This window comes from Gemmobacter caeruleus (genome assembly GCF_008271655.1).
Taxonomy (GTDB): Bacteria; Pseudomonadota; Alphaproteobacteria; order Rhodobacterales; family Rhodobacteraceae; genus Gemmobacter; species Gemmobacter caeruleus.
Window position 1 is genome coordinate 134,549 of the sequence record NZ_VKKX01000022.1, and the last position, 18,657, is coordinate 153,205.

General features: G+C 66.7%; 20 protein-coding genes and 1 tRNA gene. 13 read left to right on the top strand and 8 right to left on the bottom strand.

All coding sequences use genetic code 11. The features are described 5' to 3' along the window. Window positions 1–35 precede the first annotated feature (35 nt). From FOA17_RS07580 to msrQ, 3 genes are all read left to right on the top strand, one after another. Window positions 36–893, top strand: a complete 858-nt coding sequence (locus FOA17_RS07580) for an asparaginase domain-containing protein (RefSeq protein ID WP_149140869.1) — start codon at window positions 36–38, stop codon at window positions 891–893. Between the two features lie 88 nt (window positions 894–981). After that, complete coding sequence (msrP, locus tag FOA17_RS07585; protein WP_149140870.1) at window positions 982–1,911, top strand: protein-methionine-sulfoxide reductase catalytic subunit MsrP; 930 nt, start codon at window positions 982–984, stop codon at window positions 1,909–1,911. Further along, window positions 1,911–2,531, top strand: a complete 621-nt coding sequence (gene msrQ, locus FOA17_RS07590; RefSeq protein WP_149140871.1) for a protein-methionine-sulfoxide reductase heme-binding subunit MsrQ — start codon at window positions 1,911–1,913, stop codon at window positions 2,529–2,531. The genes msrP and msrQ overlap by 1 nt, the downstream gene beginning before the upstream one ends. 71 nt (window positions 2,532–2,602) lie before the next feature. Here msrQ and metF read toward each other — a convergent pair whose 3' ends face one another. Next, the gene (gene metF, locus FOA17_RS07595) at window positions 2,603–3,469 is read right to left on the bottom strand and encodes a methylenetetrahydrofolate reductase [NAD(P)H] (RefSeq protein ID WP_149140872.1); all 867 of its coding nucleotides are present in this window, start codon (window positions 3,467–3,469) and stop codon (window positions 2,603–2,605) included. 90 nt (window positions 3,470–3,559) lie between these two features. On the opposite strand from metF, the gene FOA17_RS07600 reads away from it, so the two are divergent. From FOA17_RS07600 to FOA17_RS07610, 3 genes are all read left to right on the top strand, one after another. Then, on the top strand, window positions 3,560–4,465 hold the full coding sequence (locus FOA17_RS07600; protein ID WP_149140873.1) for a LysR family transcriptional regulator: 906 nt from the start codon (window positions 3,560–3,562) through the stop codon (window positions 4,463–4,465). A gap of 78 nt (window positions 4,466–4,543) precedes the next feature. Continuing rightward, the gene (locus tag FOA17_RS07605; protein ID WP_149140874.1) at window positions 4,544–5,485 is read left to right on the top strand and encodes a calcium-binding protein; all 942 of its coding nucleotides are present in this window, start codon (window positions 4,544–4,546) and stop codon (window positions 5,483–5,485) included. Window positions 5,486–5,573: 88 nt separating this feature from the next. Next, entirely contained in the window at window positions 5,574–6,362 is a 789-nt protein-coding gene (locus tag FOA17_RS07610) for an inositol monophosphatase family protein (RefSeq protein WP_149140875.1), read from the top strand. A 91-nt stretch (window positions 6,363–6,453) separates the two neighbouring features. On the opposite strand, the gene FOA17_RS07615 is transcribed toward FOA17_RS07610, so the two are convergent. Further along, complete coding sequence (locus FOA17_RS07615; RefSeq protein ID WP_149140876.1) at window positions 6,454–6,819, bottom strand: GFA family protein; 366 nt, start codon at window positions 6,817–6,819, stop codon at window positions 6,454–6,456. After that, complete coding sequence (locus FOA17_RS07620) at window positions 6,816–7,556, bottom strand: rhomboid family intramembrane serine protease (RefSeq protein WP_149140877.1); 741 nt, start codon at window positions 7,554–7,556, stop codon at window positions 6,816–6,818. Before FOA17_RS07620 ends, FOA17_RS07615 begins: the two co-directional genes overlap by 4 nt. Window positions 7,557–7,686: 130 nt before the next feature. Between FOA17_RS07620 and FOA17_RS20290 the strand changes: the two genes are divergently transcribed. Then, entirely contained in the window at window positions 7,687–8,724 is a 1,038-nt protein-coding gene (locus FOA17_RS20290; RefSeq protein WP_275259788.1) for a calcium-binding protein, read from the top strand. Between the two features lie 3 nt (window positions 8,725–8,727). On the opposite strand, the gene FOA17_RS07630 is transcribed toward FOA17_RS20290, so the two are convergent. From FOA17_RS07630 to pdxH, 5 genes are all read right to left on the bottom strand, one after another. After that, entirely contained in the window at window positions 8,728–9,705 is a 978-nt protein-coding gene (locus FOA17_RS07630; protein WP_149140879.1) for a hypothetical protein, read from the bottom strand. 145 nt (window positions 9,706–9,850) lie between these two features. Further along, a tRNA-Pro gene (locus FOA17_RS07635) sits at window positions 9,851–9,927 on the bottom strand. A 42-nt stretch (window positions 9,928–9,969) separates the two neighbouring features. Next, window positions 9,970–10,428 carry a DUF192 domain-containing protein gene (locus tag FOA17_RS07640; protein WP_149141424.1) on the bottom strand — a complete coding sequence of 153 codons (459 nt, stop codon included), beginning with the start codon at window positions 10,426–10,428 and terminating at the stop codon, window positions 9,970–9,972. Continuing rightward, window positions 10,428–10,943 carry a cold-shock protein gene (locus FOA17_RS07645; RefSeq protein WP_420841693.1) on the bottom strand — a complete coding sequence of 172 codons (516 nt, stop codon included), beginning with the start codon at window positions 10,941–10,943 and terminating at the stop codon, window positions 10,428–10,430. Before FOA17_RS07645 ends, FOA17_RS07640 begins: the two co-directional genes overlap by 1 nt. Before the next feature lie 128 nt (window positions 10,944–11,071). Further along, window positions 11,072–11,689, bottom strand: a complete 618-nt coding sequence (gene pdxH / locus FOA17_RS07650) for a pyridoxamine 5'-phosphate oxidase (RefSeq protein ID WP_149140881.1) — start codon at window positions 11,687–11,689, stop codon at window positions 11,072–11,074. A 147-nt stretch (window positions 11,690–11,836) separates the two neighbouring features. Between pdxH and fabI the strand changes: the two genes are divergently transcribed. From fabI to trpE, 6 genes are all read left to right on the top strand, one after another. Beyond that, window positions 11,837–12,661 (top strand): enoyl-ACP reductase FabI, encoded by an 825-nt coding sequence (gene fabI / locus FOA17_RS07655; protein ID WP_149140882.1) that lies wholly within the window; start codon window positions 11,837–11,839, stop codon window positions 12,659–12,661. Beyond that, window positions 12,661–13,296, top strand: coding sequence for a LysE family translocator (locus FOA17_RS07660; RefSeq protein WP_149140883.1), 636 nt, complete (start codon window positions 12,661–12,663; stop codon window positions 13,294–13,296). Before fabI ends, FOA17_RS07660 begins: the two co-directional genes overlap by 1 nt. Before the next feature lie 13 nt (window positions 13,297–13,309). Beyond that, complete coding sequence (gene gpt, locus FOA17_RS07665; protein ID WP_149140884.1) at window positions 13,310–13,816, top strand: xanthine phosphoribosyltransferase; 507 nt, start codon at window positions 13,310–13,312, stop codon at window positions 13,814–13,816. Between the two features lie 187 nt (window positions 13,817–14,003). Next, window positions 14,004–15,197, top strand: coding sequence for an aminotransferase (locus FOA17_RS07670; protein ID WP_149140885.1), 1,194 nt, complete (start codon window positions 14,004–14,006; stop codon window positions 15,195–15,197). Window positions 15,198–15,267: 70 nt separating this feature from the next. Continuing rightward, a complete protein-coding gene (locus FOA17_RS07675) occupies window positions 15,268–17,133 on the top strand; it encodes a peptidyl-prolyl cis-trans isomerase (RefSeq protein WP_149140886.1) in 1,866 nt (621 codons plus the stop codon). 11 nt (window positions 17,134–17,144) lie between these two features. Beyond that, window positions 17,145–18,653 (top strand): anthranilate synthase component I, encoded by a 1,509-nt coding sequence (trpE, locus tag FOA17_RS07680; RefSeq protein WP_149140887.1) that lies wholly within the window; start codon window positions 17,145–17,147, stop codon window positions 18,651–18,653. Window positions 18,654–18,657 lie beyond the last annotated feature (4 nt).

The window sequence follows — 18,657 nt, forward strand, 5'->3', positions numbered from 1 at the left end:
TCATGGCAAGGGTCGGCAAAACGAGGGAGAGAGCGATGACGATCCTGCTGATCCATAGCGGCGGCACCATCGGCATGGGACCGGGGCCGGACGGATTGCAGCCCGTCGCGGGCAAGCTGGAGGCGGCGGTGGCCGCGCGCCTGCCGCAGGGGGCCGCGCTGCGGGCCGAGGTGTTCGACCCGCTGCTTGACAGCGCCGATGTCGGCCCGGCGGAATGGAACCGCATTCTGGCGGTCATCGCGGCGCATCCAGGGGCGGATGTGCTGCTGACCCATGGCACCGATACCATGGCCTATAGCGGCGCGGCGCTGTCGCAGGCCCTGGCGGGATCGGGGCGGCGGGTGGTGATGTGCGGCGCGATGACGCCCCTGGGCATGGGCGGCGATGCCGAGGGCAATCTGGACCTTGCCTTGCAGGCGCTGCACGAGGCCGCGCCGGGGGTGTGGCTGGCCTTTGACGGGCGGCTGTTGCCGGCGGGCGGGCTGGTCAAGACCGACAGCCATGCCGCCGACGCCTTTTCCGCCATCCCGCAGGAGGACGCCCCGCCCCGCGCGGCGGGCACGCGCTTTGGCGCCGCGCGGGTGGCGGTGCTGACGCTGACCCCCGGCCTGCCCGCCGCCGCCTTGGCCGCCATGCTCGCGGAACTGGACGGCGCGGTGCTGCGGGTCTTTGGCGCGGGCACCCTGCCCGGCGATGCCGCGCTGATCGACGCGCTGGCGCAGGCGGTGCGGCGCGGCTGTCGGCTGCGGGCGGTCAGCCAATGCCTGCATGGCGGGCTGACCCCGGGGGCCTATGCCGCCGGCGCCGGGCTCTGGGCCGCCGGGGTGGAGAATGGCGGGACCGAGACGCCCGAGGCTGCGCTGGTGCGGCTGATGCTTGACCTTGGCGCCTGATGTTACAGCCCGGCACGCGGTTGTGATGTAACGCGACTTGCCCCAGACGCGAACTGCTTCACAATCGGGCAGAGCGCAGGAGGATGCCATGTCGAACCGCTGGAACACCGGGCTGAACTGGTCGGACGTGACACCAGAACGCCACTGGCTGAACCGCCGCGCCCTGCTGGCCGGGGCGGCCGGGGCTGGCGCGCTGGCATTGGCCGGGGCGGCCGAGGCCAGGATTGCCGCCAAGCCCAGCCCCTATTCCACCGATGCCGCGCCCAATACGCTGGAAGACATCACCGGCTACAACAATTTCTACGAATTCGGCTATGACAAGTCGGACCCCGCGCGCCATGCGGGCGGGCTGACCATAGCGCCCTGGTCGGTCAAGATCGACGGGCTGGTGGACAAGCCCGGCGATTACGCGCTGGACGATCTGACCAAGGGTATCGCGCTGGAGGAACGCATCTACCGCTTTCGCTGTGTCGAGGCCTGGTCGATGGTCATCCCCTGGATCGGCTTTCCGCTGGCGGCGCTGCTCGACCGCGTGGGGGTGCAGCCGGGCGCGAAATATGTGGCCTTTGAAAGCCTGGCCCGCCCCGACGAAATGCCGGGGGTGAAGGCGGGCCTGCTCGACTGGCCCTATCGCGAGGGACTGCGCATCGACGAGGCGATGAACCCGCTGACCATCCTCGCGACCGGGCTGTATGGCGAGGCGATGCCGCGCCAGAACGGCGCGCCGATCCGGCTGGTGGTGCCGTGGAAATACGGTTTCAAATCGGCCAAGTCGCTGGTGCGCATCAGCCTGACCGACACACAGCCGCGCACCACCTGGCAGGGCCTTCAGCCGCGCGAATACGGGTTCTACGCCAATGTGAACCCCGAGGTGGACCATCCGCGCTGGTCGCAGGCCTCTGAACGGCGGATCGGCGGCGGGCTGTTCGCCAAGCGCGTCGATACCATCAAGTTCAACGGCTATGGCGAATATGTGGCCAGCCTGTATGCCGGGCAGGATCTGGCGAAGGATTACTGATGGACCGCGTTCACGCCCTGTTGCGCCGGGTGCGGCCCTGGATGGTCTATGCCCTGGGCGCCATCCCCGCGGCGCTACTGATCCTGCGCATCTTCACCGGCGATCTGGGCATCGACCCGGTCAAGACCATCGAACACCGGCTGGGCGAGGTGGCGCTGCAACTGATGGTGGCGGGCCTGTGCATCACGCCGCTGCGGCGGCTGGCCGGGCTGAACCTGATCCGGTTTCGCCGGCAGATCGGGGTTCTGGCCTTTGTCTATGCCACGCTGCATTTCGCGGTCTGGATCGCGCTGGACCTGCAATTCCGCTGGGCCGAGATCGGCGCCGATCTGGTGAAGCGGCCCTATATCGTCATCGGATTTCTGGCTTTTCTGATGCTGGTGCCGCTGGCCCTCACCTCGAGCAATGCCTCGATCCGGCGTCTGGGTAGCGCGGCCTGGCAAAAGCTCCATTGGCTGACCTATCCGGCGGCGGTGCTGGCAGCGGTGCATTTCGTCTGGCTGATGAAGGCCTGGGCGTTCGAGCCGCTGGCCTATCTGGCGGGGATCACGGCCCTGCTGGCCTTGCGGCTGTGGTGGCGGGCGCGCAAGGGTCTGGCTGCCACGCCGGCCCGGGCCTGAAAAAAACGCCCGGCCCCCCACCTCTGGGTCCGGGCGTCAGTCAGCCGGGAAAGGGCGATCCTGCCACCAGATCAGGCTACCTTTTCCAGCGCCACCTCGGGAGCGAGGCCAAGGGCGTGACAGACGTCACGGGTCAGATGCGGGCGGTTGAGGGTGTAGAAATGCAGATCCTCTACCCCTTCGGAAATCAGCGCGTCGCAGAGTTCGGTGCAAAGCGCGACCGACAGCAGGTCTTCGCGCCCGTCGCGTTTCGCCACGGCAAAGGCATCGTCGAGCCATTGCGGCACCTGCGCCCCGCAGCGCGCGGCGAATTTCCGCACGCCGGCGAAATTCTCGATCGGCAGGATGCCGGGGATGATCGGCGCGGTGATGCCTTCCTTTGCACAGAGATCGCGGAACCGCAGGAAGGTTTCCGGCTCAAAGAAGAACTGGGTCAGCGCGGCGCTGGCCCCCGCGTCGATCTTGCGCTTGAGCCAGCGCACGTCTTGCAGCGTGTCGGCGGCATCGGGATGCGGTTCGGGATAGGCGCCGACACGCAGGGTGAACTGGCCGGTGGCGGCCAGCGCCTCGATCAGTTCCACACTGTCGGCAAAGCCTTCGGGATGCGGGGTGAAGCGCGTTGCGCCCTTGGGGGCGTCCCCGCGCAGCGCCACGATATCGGTGATGCCATTGGCGGCATAGGCCTGCGCGATCTCCAGCGTTTCGGCCCTGGTCGCATCGACACAGGTCAGATGCGCGGCCACCCGCAGCCCGGTATTGCGGCCGATCGTCGTCACCGCGTCATGGGTCAGCTTGCGGGTGGTGCCACCGGCGCCATAAGTCACGCTGACGAATTCCGGTTGCAGCGGCGCCAGCATCTGCACGGTTTCCCACAGTTTGAACGACGCATCCAGCGTCTGCGGCGGGAAGAACTCGAACGAAATGCGCGGCGTCGTCATCTTTGGCTCCTGTTTCGGATGCCCCCCTTGTGCCCGACTTTGCGATGTGAGACAAATTCATAGTATTCAACATCAACATGAGGAACGCTCATGTATTTTGAACTCCGCCACCTGCGCACGATCAAGGCCATCCATGAATGCGGCGGGCTGGCGCGCGCGGCGGACATGCTGAACATGACGCAAAGCGCGCTGAGCCATCAGGTGAAGGGGCTGGAGGATCAGGCCGGGATGGAGCTGTTCGTGCGCCGGTCGCGGCCGATGAAGCTGTCGGCGGCGGGGCAGCGCATGCTGCGCGTGGCCGAACGTGTCCTGCCCGAGATCGAGGGGCTGGAGGACGAGTTTCGCGCCCTTCAGTCCGGCAAGACCGGGCGGCTGCATATCACGCTGGAATGTCATGCCTGTTTCGACTGGCTGTTCCCGGTGCTGGAGAAATTCCGCCACGCCTGGCCCGATATCGACATCGACATTCGCGCGGGCCTCGCGTTTGAGGCGATGCCGGCGCTGGACCGCGAAGAGGTCGATCTGGTCATCACCTCCAACCCGGTCGATCTGGCGGGGATCATCTTCAACCCGCTGTTCGACTATCACCCGACGCTGGTCGCCGCCGCCCGCAATCCGCTGGCGCAAAAGGCATTCGTCGCGGCCGAGGATTTTCGCGACCAGACGCTGATCACCTATCCGGTGGGGCGCGACCGGCTGGATGTGTTCACCGAACTGCTGACCCCCGCCCGGGTGGAGCCGCGCCACCATCGCCAGGCCGATCTGACGGCGGTGATCTTCATGCTGGTCGGATCGGATCGCGGCGTGTCGGTATTGCCCGATTGGGTGATGCGCGACATCCGCCGGAACCCCGATTACGTCACCCGCCCGCTTGGACCGCAAACGGTGACCAAGCGCATGTATGCCGCGACCCGCGATCTGGATGCGACCCTGCCCTATATGGCGCATTTCCTGCGGCTGATCCGCACCGAGGCGGTCAAGCTGCAACGCGCCTGATCGGGCTGTTCCCCCGGGAACAGCGCTGGACGCCGGCGCCTGCGATGCTAGGGTCACGCCAGAATGAGGGAGACGACCATGGGCCGCACCATCCGCTTCAACGACGCCGCCAACAGCTTTCGCCAGGGGCTGTCGATCGACAACCGCGAGGTCACGCTGATCATGCTGGGCGGCAATGACCGCGTGCTGCTGGACCGTAACGACGATTTCGGCGGCGGCAACGAGGTGCGGGCCGGGGCGGGCAATGACGTGGTGCGCAGCCTGGCTGAAAATGGCAGTCTGATCCTGCTGGGCGACGGGCGCGACACCTATATCGGCGAAGGCTTTGGCAGCTTTGCCACCGACCGCGCCGATACGGTGCGCGGCGGCGCCGGCGCCGATACCATCGCCGCCGCGACGTTCAAGAGCATCTATACCGGCGATGCGGGCAATGACCGTTTCTTTTCGGTGGGCTGGCAGAACACCTTTCTTGGCGGTCGCGGCATCGACACGATCAGCTATCAGGTGCGCGACAATGACAGCACGCAAGGCGGCAGCGGCGTCACGGTCGATCTGGGCGCGGGCAAGGCGCAGACCGGCGCCAACCGCTTTGAGACCCTGCGCGGGATCGAGAATGTCGTGGGCTCGGGCGCCGACGACGCGCTGTTCGGCCATGGCGGGCGCAACCGGCTGACCGGGGGCGAGGGCTTTGACCAGATGACCGGGCGCGGCGGCGCCGACACCTTTGTCTGGCGCAGCGCGACCGAGGCGCAGGCCGCCAGCGATGCCATCGACATCGTCACCGATTTCCGCGCCGATCAGGGCGACAAGCTGCATCTGAGCGCCATCGACGCCAATCTGAACGCGGCCGGCAATCAGGCCTTCCGGTTCATCGGAGGGGCCGAATTCTCGGGTCGGGCGGGAGAGCTGCGCTTTTCCGACCAGATCCTTGCCGCAGATCTGAATGGCGACGGCTTTGCCGACATGCAGATCGGTCTGGCCAATGTCGCGAGCCTGCGCGCGATCGACATCCTGCTCTGACCTCCCTGCCCCCTTCACATTGGCGGGCTTTCGGTCTAGAAGCCCCGGTCTGAACAGCCGACATGACCGAACGCGACGAGGAAAGCCGATGCAGGGCAGCGCCAATCTGAATGTGATGATCAAGGCGGCCCGCAAGGCCGGGCGCAGCCTCGTCAAGGATTTCCGCGAGGTGGAGAACCTTCAGGTCTCGGCCAAGGGCCCGGGCGATTTCGTCAGCAAGGCCGACCGCGAGGCCGAGCGCATCATCCGCGAGGAGCTGATGACCGCCCGCCCCACCTATGGCTTTCTGGGCGAGGAAGGCGGCGAGACGGCGGGCGCCGACCCGACCCGCCGCTGGATCGTCGATCCGCTGGATGGCACCACGAATTTCCTGCACGGCATCCCGCATTGGGCGGTGTCGATCGCGCTGGAACACAAGGGCGAGATCGTCTCGGCGGTGGTGTTCGACGCGGCCAAGGACGAATTGTTCTGGGCCGAAAAGGGCGCGGGCAGCTGGATGAACGACAAGCGGCTGCGGGTTTCCGGGCGGCGGCACCTGCATGAGGCGCTGTTCTCGACCGGTGTGCCCTTTGCGGCCAAGCCCGGCCTGCCCACCACGCTGCAAGACCTGGCGCGTCTGATGCCGGCCACGGCGGGCATGCGGCGGCTGGGTTCGGCCTCGCTCGACCTCGCCTGGGTGGCGGCGGGGCGCTATGACGGGTTCTGGGAACGCGGCAACAAGCCCTGGGACGTGGCGGCGGGCATCCTGCTGGTGAAAGAGGCCGGCGGCATGGTCGCACCGGTGCGCGAACATCACCACATGGTCAATGACGGGTCGGTCATCTGCGCCAATGAGGCGCTGTTCGAGCCGCTGTGCAAGATCATCCGCGAGGCCTGACCGGCGTTGCGCCCCCTGGCGGACCGCCGGAGGGGTTTTGCACCCCTCCGGACCTCCCCGCAGGATATTTGTGAACAGATGAAGGGAGCGGTCAGGTTCCCGGGCGGTCTGGGGGGTGATTCACGCCGTCAGCCCAGGGCACCTCGCCCAGATCGCGGGGGTTCACCCCCGCCAGAATGGCGACATTCACGCCGTATTCGTTGGGGTTCGACCGGCGGCGGTGATGGGTATAGATGCCGCAGGTCTTGCAGAACCAGTGTTGCGCGGTGAAGGTGCCGAACTGATAGAGCGTCAGGTTTTCCGTGCCCTTCAGCACCTGGACGCCACCAAGCGGGGCGGAAAACGCGATGGCGCCCCGGCGGCGGCAAAAGCTGCAATCGCAGCGCCGCGCGGTGGCGAAACCGTCGGAAAGCGTGATCTCCAGCTCGACCGCGCCGCAATGACAGCTGCCTTTCATCTTGTCCTCCGGATGACCGGGATCCGGCTTTGGCGATAGGTCACCGGCGGGTGGTCGGGATGACCCTGCATCCGCCGCCAGAAGCGCGGCCCGCCCTGCCGCAGCCAATAGGGCAAGGTCAGCGCCAGCCCCGCGACAAAGCCGCCGGCATGGGCCCAATAGGCCACCCCGCCCAGGTCGATCGGCGTCGCGACCCCGGCCACCAGTTGCGAGGCGAACCAGAAGCCCAGAACCGCCCAGGCCGGAATGGCGAAGATGCGGAAGAAGATCAGGAAAAAGAACAGCACATCTACCCGGGCGCGCGGAAACAGCAAGAGATAGCCCCCCATCACCCCCGCGATCGCCCCCGAAGCGCCGACCATGGGAATGCCCGAGGCAGGCCCCGCCGCGACCTGTGCCAGCGCCGCGCCGCTGCCCGCCAGAAGGTAGAAGGCCAGAAAGCCGAAATGGCCAAAGCGATCCTCGAGATTGTCGCCGAAGATCCACAAAAACAGCATGTTGCCGAACAGATGCGCCCAGCCCGCATGCAGGAACATCGAGGTCAGCACCGACCACCAGGCGCCCTGCTGCACCGCCCGCGCCGGCACCAGCCCCCAGTCGAAGAACAGCCGGTCCTGCGCCGCGCCCGATGGCAGCAGCATCCAGCAGCCCAGAAAGATCAGCACATTCAGCGCGACCAGCAGCCGCGTGACATGGGGCACCCGCCCCGAGGGGTTGTGATCGCGGATCGGAAACATGCGCGTAGGCTTTCGCATCCGCCCGGCCCCGTCAAGCCCCGCCCTTCACCCCGCCGATTCACTGGCGCCGAGGTCCGGGCCGCGCTATGATCGGCACAGTTTCACACACCGCTTTCCAGGAAAATTTTCCATGTCGCTGACACCCGAGCCGATCATTTTCCGCTTTCACCAAGGCACCGACATGCGCGGCTTCGATCTGGCCGCGCTTCAGGACAGTTCCGCCGGCGTGACGTTTCATGCCGCGCAATCCATCAGCTTTGCCGGGGCGAGCTATGACAGCCGGCTGGCCTTTGACACGCCGGCCGGCACGCTCAGCCTGCTGGGCAACGGGTTGGGATGGGATGGTGTGGGGCTGACCGGCGGAGTCGTGGGGGCCGTGGTCTGGAACGCGCCGGCCGGGACGCTGGGCAGTCTGGGGTCGATTTCGGGCTTTGGCTATCAGGCGAGCCTGTTTCAGGCGCTGTTCGACGATCCCTCCAGCACGGCGGGGGCGGCGTTCCTGAACGATCTGCTGGCCTGGCCCAACCGCATCTATGGCAGCGCCGAGGCGGATTTGTTGCGCGGGGGCAGCTTTGGCGACACGCTGCGCGGCGGCGCGGGGGATGACACGCTCTGGGGGCAGGCCGGCAATGACCGGCTGTTCGGCCAGGATCAGAGCGACGGCCTGCTGGGCGGCGCCGGACGCGACTCGCTTTATGGCGGCGCGGGCACCGATACGCTGTCGGGCGGCGATGCGGGCGACCGGCTGTTCGGCGGCAGCCAGAACGACCGGCTGGTCGGGGCGGCGGGCTATGACGTGCTGCGCGGCGGCACCGGGCATGACACGCTGCTGGGAGGGCGTGGCAATGACACGCTCTATGGCGCGGCCGGCGCGGATCAGATCATCGGCGGCACCGGCAATGACCGGCTGGTCGGCGGCGACGGGGCCGATATCTTTGTGTTCCGCAATCATGCCGGATCGGACACGATCACTGATTTCCAGTCCGGGGTGGACAAGGTGCGGATCGAGGCCTCCTCTGCGATCTCGGTTCAGGTGCCGATCGAATACGAATATCTTGGCGGCAATGTCACGGTGACGTTCCTCGATGTGACGATCACCCTTTTGGGAATCGAGGAGAACGGGCTGAATTTCGACGCGGGCGGCGATTTCGAGCTGCTGCTGGCCTGAGCGTCATGCGCGGAAGCCTTCGGGCAGCTGCGCCGGCAGGCCAAGCGCGGCCAGGTCGCCCCCGACAGCGGCGATCCGTTCCAGCACGCGGTCCATGAAGGGGCGGCGCGCATCGAGATTGCGCCGCCGCAGGAACCAGAGCAGGAATTGCGCATGCGGCCATTCCGTGCGCAGCGCCCGCGCCATGGCCTCGGGCCAGTCGTCGGGGCGGGTGACGGTGACCGCGTTGTGATGCAGGTCGGTCGCACCAAAGAACACGGCCGGCACGCCCTGCATCATCCCCTCCAGCCCGACCGAGGAGGAGATCGAGACCGACAGCGCCGCCCCTGACAGGATGTCATGCAGGTTGGCGGCGGTGATCTCCACCCCCGGCACCCCGGCGAGGCGGCGCAGGATCGCCGCGGTTTCCGGGCCATGATTGCGCGGATGCGGCTTGACCACCAGCGGGCGGCCGTCACGCGCCAGCAGCACCGTTTCCACCATCTCGGCGGCGGTCATGTGGCGGGCGCGTTCGACCGGGTCGGACAGGTCTTGCAGGAACAGCGCGATATGGCCGCCGGGAAACTGCGCCCGCGCCTCGGGCTGGACATGGCGCGACCGGCGTTCGGCGACGTAATGGGCGTGCAGCAGTTCCTGAAAGCGCAGCGCCTGTGCCAGCGGCACCGCATCGGGGCGGAACCGCGCGCGCCGGGTGGAGCTTTCAAAGAAAATCCCATCCGGATCAAGGTATTGAAAGCGGTCAAGATAGGCCACGCCCAGTGTCAGCGCCTGGGGTCGGCCGATGGCAGCGGCATGAACCAGATCGACATCGCCGCCGCGCAGGCCGGCGCGCAGATCGGCGATATCGCGATGTTCCAGCGTCACCTCGGCGCCCAGCCGGCGCAGCCCCCCGGCCAGGCGGCCGTAAAAGGGGGGCATCCGCGCGCCGCCATCCGCCAGCATATGCGCCGGCAGATGTAGCCGGATCGCCGGGCGCGCCATTCAGCGCCCCCCGGCCCGGCCCGAAGGCTTGCAGGGTCGCATATGCGGGGAAATTTGCCTGCCAGTTTTCATCGCCCGTTCCCTCTTGCCGGTCCAGAATAGGCGGCGGTGGATGCGCGGACAAGAAGGCGGGCGGACAAGAAGATGGTCGGGGCGAGAAGATTCGAACTTCCGACCTACGGTACCCAAAACCGTCGCGCTACCAGGCTGCGCTACGCCCCGACTTGCGGTCTTCCTATCCCGCAGATCGGGCAATGGAAAGGGTTATTGCGCCGTGCAGGGCCATTGCGGCGCGGCAATGGCGGGGTGGCGCATCTGGGCGCCGGCGGCGATGCCCAGCCGGCGGGCAAGCCCGCCGTTGATTTCCAGCACGAATTGCACGCCGTCGCCGCCGTCGATCGGGGTTTCGTCCTGCGGCACCGCATTTTCATGCACCCGCGTCACCACGCCCTGCGCATCGGCAAAGATCATGTCGAGCGGGATCAGCGTGTTCTTCATCCAGAAGGCCGCGTGCTGCGGCGCCTCATAGACGAACAGCATGCCGGCGCCGCTGGCCATCCGGTCGCGGAACATCAGGCCGCGGGCGCGCTCTGCCGTGTCATCGGCAAGCTCGATATGGAATTGCGCCTGCCCGAAGGGGCCGCGCAGATCCAGCCGCGCAGGATCGCAATCCTGCGCGCGGGCCAAGCCGGGCAGAACGGCGGCCAGCGCCGCCGCCAGCATCACTTGCGTGCCGCTGCTTCCCAAGACACCACCTGAACCGCCATGCGGCCCCGCTTGCCGTCGATGATGCGCAGACAGACCGCCTCGCCGGCGGCCAGATCGGCAAAGCCCGACATGCGCAACACCTCGATATGGATGAACACGTCCTCGTGCCGGCCAAAGACATTGGCAAAGCCAAAGCCCTTGCCCTTGTCGAACCATTTGACGCGCGCAGGTTCCAGCGGGCGGGCGGCGATTTCCTCGGGTGAGGCCAGCGCCTGATCCTCGCCCAGCGGAAAGGCACCGGCGGTCGGCGGCTCGATCGTCACCACCTCGACAGCCTGCACCCCCCTTTGGGTATTCTGCACCTTCACCGTGATCCCGGTGCCATCGGCGACCGAGCTTTGACCGTAATTGCGCAGCACATTGGCGTGCAGCAGAATATCGGCCCCGCCTTCATCGGCGACGATGAAGCCAAACCCCTTGGCCGGATCGAACCATTTTACCTTGCCATGCACCTCACGAGGCATGGACATCATTTCTTCAGACATCTCCAGAGCCGTTCCCCAGTTTGACCCTTCACCCTGTCAATCGGCCAATAACGCGGATCATTCAAGCAGAAATGCGCGGCGTTCTTGCCCCATCTTTTCGCGAAGCGTGAAATTCAAGGGCTAAGCCGTTCAATTTTCCACGCATCGCGAAGCGTTTCGCGCGTCCAGCGAAACCGGTCATGCAACCGGAAAGCGCCATCCGCCCAGAACTCTACCTCGGTCGGGCGGATACGGTAACCTCCCCAAAAGGATGGGCGTGCGGGATTCGGACCCTTGAGGGCGGTGATCTTGGCCACCTCGGCCATCAGCGCCCCGCGCGACCCGAGCGGCTGGCTCTGCCGTGAAGCCCAGGCCCCCAGCCGCGATTGCAGGCTGCGGCTGGCATAATAGGCATCGGCCTGCGGCCCCTCCTCGCGGGTGACGGTGCCACGCACGCGGATCTGGCGGCGCAGGCTTTTCCAGTGCAGCACGAAGGCCGCCTTGCCCCCTGCCTCGATCTCGCGCGCCTTGGCGCTGCCGTAATTGGTATAGAACACGAAGGCGCCGCCGCCCTCGCCCGTCACCTCAACCTCTTTCAGCAGCACCATGCGCACATTCGGCAAGCCGTCCGGGTCAACCGTGGCCAGCGCGATGGCATTGGGGTCGTTCGGCTCCGTGGCCTCGGCCGCGCGCAGCCAGGACTGCGCCAGCTCGAACGGGCTGTCGCCCGCGAAAATCCCTGTCCGGTCCATAGCCTGCCCTGCCTTTCTGCCGCCCCGATGGCGCTGCCCAAGGATTTGCACCGGGGCCGCCGGCTTTCAAGCAGGAAGCGCACCCTTGCGAGGCATCGCGCCATGGCCTAAACCTGCACGCCAAACCATAGAATGACGAGGGACAGGATGGCTTCTGGATTGCTGGCGGGCAAGCGCGGGCTCATCATGGGGCTGGCCAATGACAAGTCGATCGCCTGGGGCATCGCGCAGGCCTGCGCGGCACAGGGGGCGGAACTGGCCTTTTCCTATCAGGGCGAGGCGCTGCTCAAGCGGGTGCAGCCGCTGGCCGCCAGCATCGGCGCAACCGAGTTCATCGAATGCGACGTGGCCGACGAGGCGTCGCTCGACGGGCTGTTCGACCATATCAAGCGGGTCTGGGGCCAGATCGACTTTGTCGTCCATGCCATCGGCTTTTCCGACAAGAGCGAATTGCGCGGGCGTTATGTCGATACGACGCGCGGCAATTTCACCATGACCATGGATATTTCGGTCTACAGCTTTACCGCCGTCTGCCAGCGCGCCGCGGCGCTGATGGCACCCGGTGGCAGCCTGCTGACGCTGACCTATTACGGCGCCGAAAAGGTTATGCCGCATTACAACGTGATGGGCGTGGCCAAGGCCGCGCTCGAAGCCTCGGTGATGTATCTGGCCGAGGATCTGGGCAAGGACGGCATCCGCGTCAATGCGATCTCGGCCGGGCCGATCAAGACGCTGGCCGCCAGCGGCATCGGCGATTTCCGCTACATCATGAAGTGGAACGAGCTGAACTCGCCGCTGCGCCGCAATGTAACGCAGGAAGAGGTCGGCAAGGCCGCGCTTTACCTGCTTTCGGATCTGGGCAGCGGCACCACGGGCGAAAACCTGCATGTCGATGCCGGCTATCATGTCGTCGGCATGAAGGCGGTGGACGCGCCCGATATCGACGTGGTCACGGGCCGCAAGGACAGCTGATGCCCGGCTTCGACCAGTTCACGCTTCTGGTCGCCACCCTGACGCTGGCGATCCTGTCGCCCGGCCCGGCGATCATCGCCGCCATGCAGACCGCCTTTGCGCGGGGCCGCGACGTGGCCCTGCCCTACGGGATCGGCCTTGCGGTCGGGGCCTCGCTCTGGGGGCTGTTCGCGCTCCTGGGGCTGACGGTGATCTTCAAGCTGGTCCCGCTGCTTTACATGGCGCTGAAGCTCTTTGGCGGGGCCTATCTCTTGTGGATGGCCTGGCACCTGTGGCGCGGCGCCGCCAGCCCGATGCCCGAGGCGGCGAAGGCACGCTTCGGCACCGGGTTCTGGGGCGGGATCGCGCTCAACCTGTCGAACCCGAAACCGGCGCTGTTCTATTCCTCGCTGATCGTGGCGATCTTTCCCGGGCCGCTCTCGGCGGGCACACAAGGGGCGATCTACGCCACCGCGCTTGGCACCGAACTGTTCTGGTATGCGACCGTCACGCTTGCCATGTCCACGATGGCCGTGCGCCGCCGCTACGCCGCCGCAAAAGCCTGGATCGACCGGGGCGCCGCCGTGCTGCTGGCGGGCCTCGGCCTGACCCTGATCCTGGAGGCCGCCCGCGAGGCCGCCTCTCCCCCCGTCTGAGCAAGAGGCCACCATGATCGACCGCCTGCCGCATGAAAAAGGGTTCCATGTCAGCTGGGACCAGATCCACCGCGACTCCCGCGCGCTTGCCTGGCGGCTGGATGGCAAGGGCCCGGGCGAAGGCGGCGCCTGGAAGGCGGTGGTCGGCATCACCCGCGGCGGCCTGGTGCCCGCGATGATCGTCAGCCGCGAACTCGACATCCGTGTGGTCGATACGATTTCGGTCAAAAGCTACAACCACCAGGACCGGATGGAGGCGGTGGTCACCAAAAGCCCCCAGGCCGATCTGATGGGCGACGGCACCGGCATCCTGATCGTGGACGATCTGGTCGATAGCGGCAAGACGCTGGAACTGGTGCGCCGGCTCTATCCGCAAGCCCATTTCGCGACCGTCTATGCCAAACCCCATGGCCGGCCGCAGGTCGATACCTATATTACCGAGGTCAGCCAGGACACCTGGATCTTCTTCCCCTGGGACATGGCGCTGCAATATGTCCAGCCGATGCGCGGCACCGACTGATGCGCCAGGGGGGCTGTCTGCCCCCCACGCGCCTGCGGCGCTCCCCCCGAGGATATTTTTGAACAGATGAAGGGAATGCATGCCCTTTCATCTGTTTTCAAATATCCTCGGGGGGTGAATGGGCCGCAAGGCCCAGAGGGGGGCAGACAGCCCCCCTTGCTTCTCCCCCCATGCACAGGAGCCCGGCATGTCTCTCCCGCTCAATCCCGCCATGGCCGCGACCTTTCCGCCCCCGGTGATGGAGGCGCGACGCTGGCTCTCGGGCCTCGGCTTTTCGGCAGAAAAGCCGTTGATCAATGTGAGCCAGGCCGCGCCGGTGGAGAGCCCGCCGCTCGGGCTGCGGCAGGCTCTGGCCGAGGCGGCGCTCAACGATCCGCAGGCGCATCTCTATGGGCCGGTGCTGGGCATGCCGGAACTGCGTGCCGAGATCGCGGCGCAATGGTCGCGGGCTTATGGCGGCGCCATCGCGGCCGATCAGGTCGCCATCACGCAGGGCTGCAACCAGGCCTTCACCGCCGTCATGTCCACGCTGGCCGGCGCGGGCGATGAGGTGATCTTGCCGACGCCGTGGTATTTCAACCACAAGATGTGGCTCGACATGCAGGGCGTCACCGCGGTGCCCCTGGCGACCGGCCCCGATCTGTTGCCCGACCCCGAGGCGGCGGCGGCGCTGATCACCCCCCGCACCCGTGCCATCGCGCTGGTCAGCCCCAACAATCCGGGCGGGGTGGAATACCCCGCCGCGCTGATCGCAGCCTTTCGCGACCTGTGCCGGGCGCGCGGAATTGCGCTGATCCTGGATGAGACCTATCGCGATTTCGACAGTCGGCACGGCACCGAAATCGGCGGGCGCCCGCATGATCTGTTCACCGACCCCGACTGGGCGGATGTGCTGATCCACCTTTATTCCTTTTCCAAGGCGTATCGGCTGACCGGGCATCGCGTAGGGGCGGTGGTCGCCTCGGCGCGGCAACTGGCCGAGGTGGAGAAATTCCTTGATACCGTCGCGATCTGTCCGGGTCAGCTGGGCCAGATCGGCGCGCTTTGGGGCATGCGCAATCTCGCGCAATGGGTGGCGGGCGAGCGGGCAGAGATTCTGGCCCGCCGCGCCGCCATGGTGGCGGGTTTCGGTGCGCTGGAGGGCTGGCGGCTTTTGGGCTGCGGCGCCTATTTCGCCTATGTCGAACATCCCTTTGCCCTGCCCTCGTCCCAGCTTGCGCAGCGTCTGGTGCGCGAGGAGGCGGTGCTGATGTTGCCCGGCACCATGTTCCAGCCCGACACCCATCCCGAAGGGGCGCAGCAGTTCCGTATCGCCTTTGCCAATGCCGATGTGGCTGGCATCGGCGCGATGTTCGACCGGCTGCGGCGGTTCCGGGCCTGACGCCCGGCCCTTGCCCCCCGCGACCGAGTTGCATACAAACCGTGCCAGACCCAAGTTTTGCAGGCCAGCCATGACCAAAGACACAGACAGCGACAGCCCGAAACGCAAGCGCAAGGGTGGCTCGGTCCTGTCCTTCGTGCTGCTGGCGATGGTGGTCGGGGGCCTGGGCGGCTATGGCGTGACGAATTACGGCACGGGCGGGCTGAACATCGGCACCGTGGGCGACCGTGAGATAGACGCGAACCGCTATGCCCGCGCGCTTCAGTCCCAGATCGCCGAGACGGGGCAGCAGCTGGGCACGCAGCTTGATCTGGCACAGGCGCAGCAGCTGGGCCTTGACGCGCAGGTGCGCCAGAACCTTGTGACCACCTATGCGCTGGATGACGAGGCGGCGAAGATCGGCCTTTCGGTGGGCGATGCCGCCGTCGGGCAGGAAATCCGCGCGATGAATGCCTTCAAGGGCGTTTCGGGCGAATTCGACCAGTTCACCTATGAAGAAACGCTCAAGCGCAACAACATGACGGTGCGCGAATATGAGGCCGGCGTGCGCGACGATATCGCGCGCAGCCTGCTGACCGGGGCAGTGGCAAGCGGCTTTGCCGCGCCTGCCGTGCTGACGGACACGATCCACAGCTATATCGCCGAACGCCGCGCGCTGTCGGTGCTGACACTGACCGAGGCCAGCCTGACCGCGCCGCTGCCGCAGCCGGACGAGGCCGCGCTCAAGGCGTTTTACGAGGCGCATCTCGCCGATTTCACCCGGCCCGAGGCCAAGCGCATCACCTATGCCGCGCTGCTGCCCGAGGATCTCGCCGCCACCATGCCGGTGGACGAGGCCGAGCTGAAGGCGCTTTATGACAGCCGGGCGGATGAGTTCCTCAAGCCCGAGCGGCGGTTGGTGGAGCGGCTGGTTTTCGGCAGCGAGGAGGAGGCCACGGCCGCCAAGGCGCGCATCGACGCGGGCGAAAGCTTTGACAAGATCGTCGAGGAGCGCGGGCTGAAGCTGCTGGATATCGACCTGGGCGATGTGACCCAGGCCGAACTGGGCGCGGCAGGCGAGGCGGTTTTCGCCCTGGCCGAGCCGGGCACGGTGGGGCCGCTGCCCTCGGATCTGGGGCCGGCGCTGTTTCGCATGAATGCGGTTCTGGCGGCGCAGGAAACCAGCTTTGAGGATGCGAAGGCGGATCTGACCACCGAATATCAGATGGATGCCGCCCGCCGCGCCATTGGCGACAAGCTGGAGGCGGTGGACGATCTGCTGGCCGGCGGCGCCACGCTGGAGGATCTGGCCAAGGAACAGGGGATGGAGCTTGCGACCATCGACTTTTCCGCCAAATCCGATGACAAGATCGCGGGCTACCCCGCCTTCCGCGAAGCGGCGGGCAAGGTACAGGACGGCGACTTCCCCGAGGCGGTGCAGCTCGATGACGGCGGTCTGGTCGCGCTCCGGCTGGACGAGATCGTGCCGGCGACGCCGATCCCCTTTGACGAGGCGCGCGCCGCCGTGACCGAGGCCTGGCACAAGGATGCGCTGCAACAGGCGCTGCTGGCGCGGGCCGATGCGATCAAGGCCGAGATCGAACAGGGCGCCAATCTGGGCCGCTTCGGGATTGTCGATGTCTCGCCCGAGATCGCGCGCGAAGGCCGGATCGAGGGCACGCCCGACAGTCTGGTGCCGGACGCCTTCAAGATGGCAAAGGGCGCCGTCGCCCGCGTCGAGGGGCCGGGCTATGTCGGGCTGGTGCAGGTCGATGACATCCTGCCTGCCAGCGAGGCCGGCGACGATGCCGAGGCGCTGAAATCCGCGATCGCCGCGCAGGTGGAACAGGGCATGGCGCAGGATGCCTATGCGATGTTTGCCAATACGCTGGCGCAATCGGCGGGCATCACCTTCAATCAGGCGGCCATCGAGGCCGTCCATGCCTCGCTGCGCTGAGAGGGCCTTTCATGGCGATGATTTCGACCTTCGAGGCGTTCGAGCGCGGCTGGAACGCGGGGCAGAACCAGCTGGTCTATGCCCGGCTGGCGGCCGATCTGGATACGCCTGTCAGCCTGATGCTCAAGCTGGGCGAGGCGCGCAGCGATACTTTCATGCTGGAAAGCGTGACGGGGGGCGAGCTGCGCGGGCGTTATTCGGTGGTGGGGATGAAGCCCGACCTGATCTGGCGCTGCCGGGGCGAACAGTCGGAGATCAATCGCGAGGCACGGTTCGACGCGGCGGCCTTCCGTCCGCTGGACGGGCACCCGCTGGAGACGCTGCGCGCCCTGCTGGCCGAATGCCGGATCGAGATGCCGGGCGACCTGCCGGCCATCGCCGCGGGCCTGTTCGGCTATCTCGGCTATGACATGATCCGCCTGGTCGAACATCTGCCCGATGTGAACCCCGATCCGCTGGGCCTGCCCGATGCGGTGCTGATGCGGCCTTCGGTCATCGCGGTCCTGGACGGCGTCAAGGGCGAGGTGACGATCGTGTCGCCGGCCTGGGTCGGATCGGGCCTGTCGGCGCGGGCGGCCTATGCCCAGGCGGCCGAGCGGGTGATGGACGCGCTGCGCGATCTGGACCGCACGCCCCCCGCCATGCGCGATCTGGGCGAGGTGACGCCGGTCGGCGCACAGGTGTCGAACTTTACGCATGAGGGCTACAAGCAGGCGGTCGAACGCGCCAAGGATTACATCCGCGCCGGCGACATCTTTCAGGTGGTGCCCAGCCAGCGCTGGACCCAGGATTTCACCCTGCCGCCCTTTGCCTTTTACCGCAGCCTGCGGCGCACCAACCCGTCGCCTTTCATGTTCTTCTTCAACTTCGGCGGTTTTCAGGTGGTGGGCGCCAGCCCCGAAATCCTCGTGCGGCTGCGCGAGGGCGAGGTGACGATCCGCCCGATCGCCGGCACCCGCCCGCGCGGCGCCACCCCGGCCGAGGACAAGGCGCTGGAGCTGGATCTGCTGGCCGACAAGAAGGAACTGGCCGAACATCTGATGCTGCTGGATCTGGGCCGCAACGATGTGGGGCGCGTGGCGAAGATCGGCACGGTGAAACCGACCGAGAAGTTCATCATCGAACGCTATTCCCATGTCATGCACATCGTGTCGAACGTGATCGGCGAGATTGCCGAGGGCGAGGATGCGCTGTCTGCCCTGCTGGCCGGGCTGCCCGCCGGCACGGTGTCCGGCGCGCCCAAGGTGCGCGCGATGGAGATCATCGACGAGCTGGAGCCGGAAAAGCGCGGCGTCTATGGTGGCGGCGTCGGCTATTTCGCCGCCAATGGCGAGATGGATTTCTGCATCGCGCTGCGCACGGCCGTTCTCAAGGATGAAAAGCTGTATATCCAGGCCGGTGGCGGCGTGGTCTATGACAGCGACCCCGAAGCCGAATTTCAGGAAACGGTCAACAAATCCAAGGCCCTGCGTCGCGCGGCCGAGGATGCGGGCCTGTTCGCGCGCGCCGGCAATCTCTGATCCG

Excerpts from the sequence above, each read along its gene's own strand:
- FOA17_RS07580 (WP_149140869.1), top strand. The coding sequence starts at position 36 with ATGACGATCCTGCTGATCCATAGCGGCGGCACCATCGGCATGGGACCG.
- msrP (WP_149140870.1), top strand. The coding sequence starts at position 982 with ATGTCGAACCGCTGGAACACCGGGCTGAACTGGTCGGACGTGACACCA.
- msrQ (WP_149140871.1), top strand. The coding sequence starts at position 1,911 with ATGGACCGCGTTCACGCCCTGTTGCGCCGGGTGCGGCCCTGGATGGTC.
- metF (WP_149140872.1), bottom strand. The coding sequence starts at position 3,469 with ATGACGACGCCGCGCATTTCGTTCGAGTTCTTCCCGCCGCAGACGCTG.
- FOA17_RS07600 (WP_149140873.1), top strand. The coding sequence starts at position 3,560 with ATGTATTTTGAACTCCGCCACCTGCGCACGATCAAGGCCATCCATGAA.
- FOA17_RS07605 (WP_149140874.1), top strand. The coding sequence starts at position 4,544 with ATGGGCCGCACCATCCGCTTCAACGACGCCGCCAACAGCTTTCGCCAG.
- FOA17_RS07610 (WP_149140875.1), top strand. The coding sequence starts at position 5,574 with ATGCAGGGCAGCGCCAATCTGAATGTGATGATCAAGGCGGCCCGCAAG.
- FOA17_RS07615 (WP_149140876.1), bottom strand. The coding sequence starts at position 6,819 with ATGAAAGGCAGCTGTCATTGCGGCGCGGTCGAGCTGGAGATCACGCTT.
- FOA17_RS07620 (WP_149140877.1), bottom strand. The coding sequence starts at position 7,556 with ATGTTTCCGATCCGCGATCACAACCCCTCGGGGCGGGTGCCCCATGTC.
- FOA17_RS20290 (WP_275259788.1), top strand. The coding sequence starts at position 7,687 with ATGTCGCTGACACCCGAGCCGATCATTTTCCGCTTTCACCAAGGCACC.
- FOA17_RS07630 (WP_149140879.1), bottom strand. The coding sequence starts at position 9,705 with ATGGCGCGCCCGGCGATCCGGCTACATCTGCCGGCGCATATGCTGGCG.
- FOA17_RS07640 (WP_149141424.1), bottom strand. The coding sequence starts at position 10,428 with ATGCTGGCGGCGGCGCTGGCCGCCGTTCTGCCCGGCTTGGCCCGCGCG.
- FOA17_RS07645 (WP_420841693.1), bottom strand. The coding sequence starts at position 10,943 with ATGTCCATGCCTCGTGAGGTGCATGGCAAGGTAAAATGGTTCGATCCG.
- pdxH (WP_149140881.1), bottom strand. The coding sequence starts at position 11,689 with ATGGACCGGACAGGGATTTTCGCGGGCGACAGCCCGTTCGAGCTGGCG.
- fabI (WP_149140882.1), top strand. The coding sequence starts at position 11,837 with ATGGCTTCTGGATTGCTGGCGGGCAAGCGCGGGCTCATCATGGGGCTG.
- FOA17_RS07660 (WP_149140883.1), top strand. The coding sequence starts at position 12,661 with ATGCCCGGCTTCGACCAGTTCACGCTTCTGGTCGCCACCCTGACGCTG.
- gpt (WP_149140884.1), top strand. The coding sequence starts at position 13,310 with ATGATCGACCGCCTGCCGCATGAAAAAGGGTTCCATGTCAGCTGGGAC.
- FOA17_RS07670 (WP_149140885.1), top strand. The coding sequence starts at position 14,004 with ATGTCTCTCCCGCTCAATCCCGCCATGGCCGCGACCTTTCCGCCCCCG.
- FOA17_RS07675 (WP_149140886.1), top strand. The coding sequence starts at position 15,268 with ATGACCAAAGACACAGACAGCGACAGCCCGAAACGCAAGCGCAAGGGT.
- trpE (WP_149140887.1), top strand. The coding sequence starts at position 17,145 with ATGGCGATGATTTCGACCTTCGAGGCGTTCGAGCGCGGCTGGAACGCG.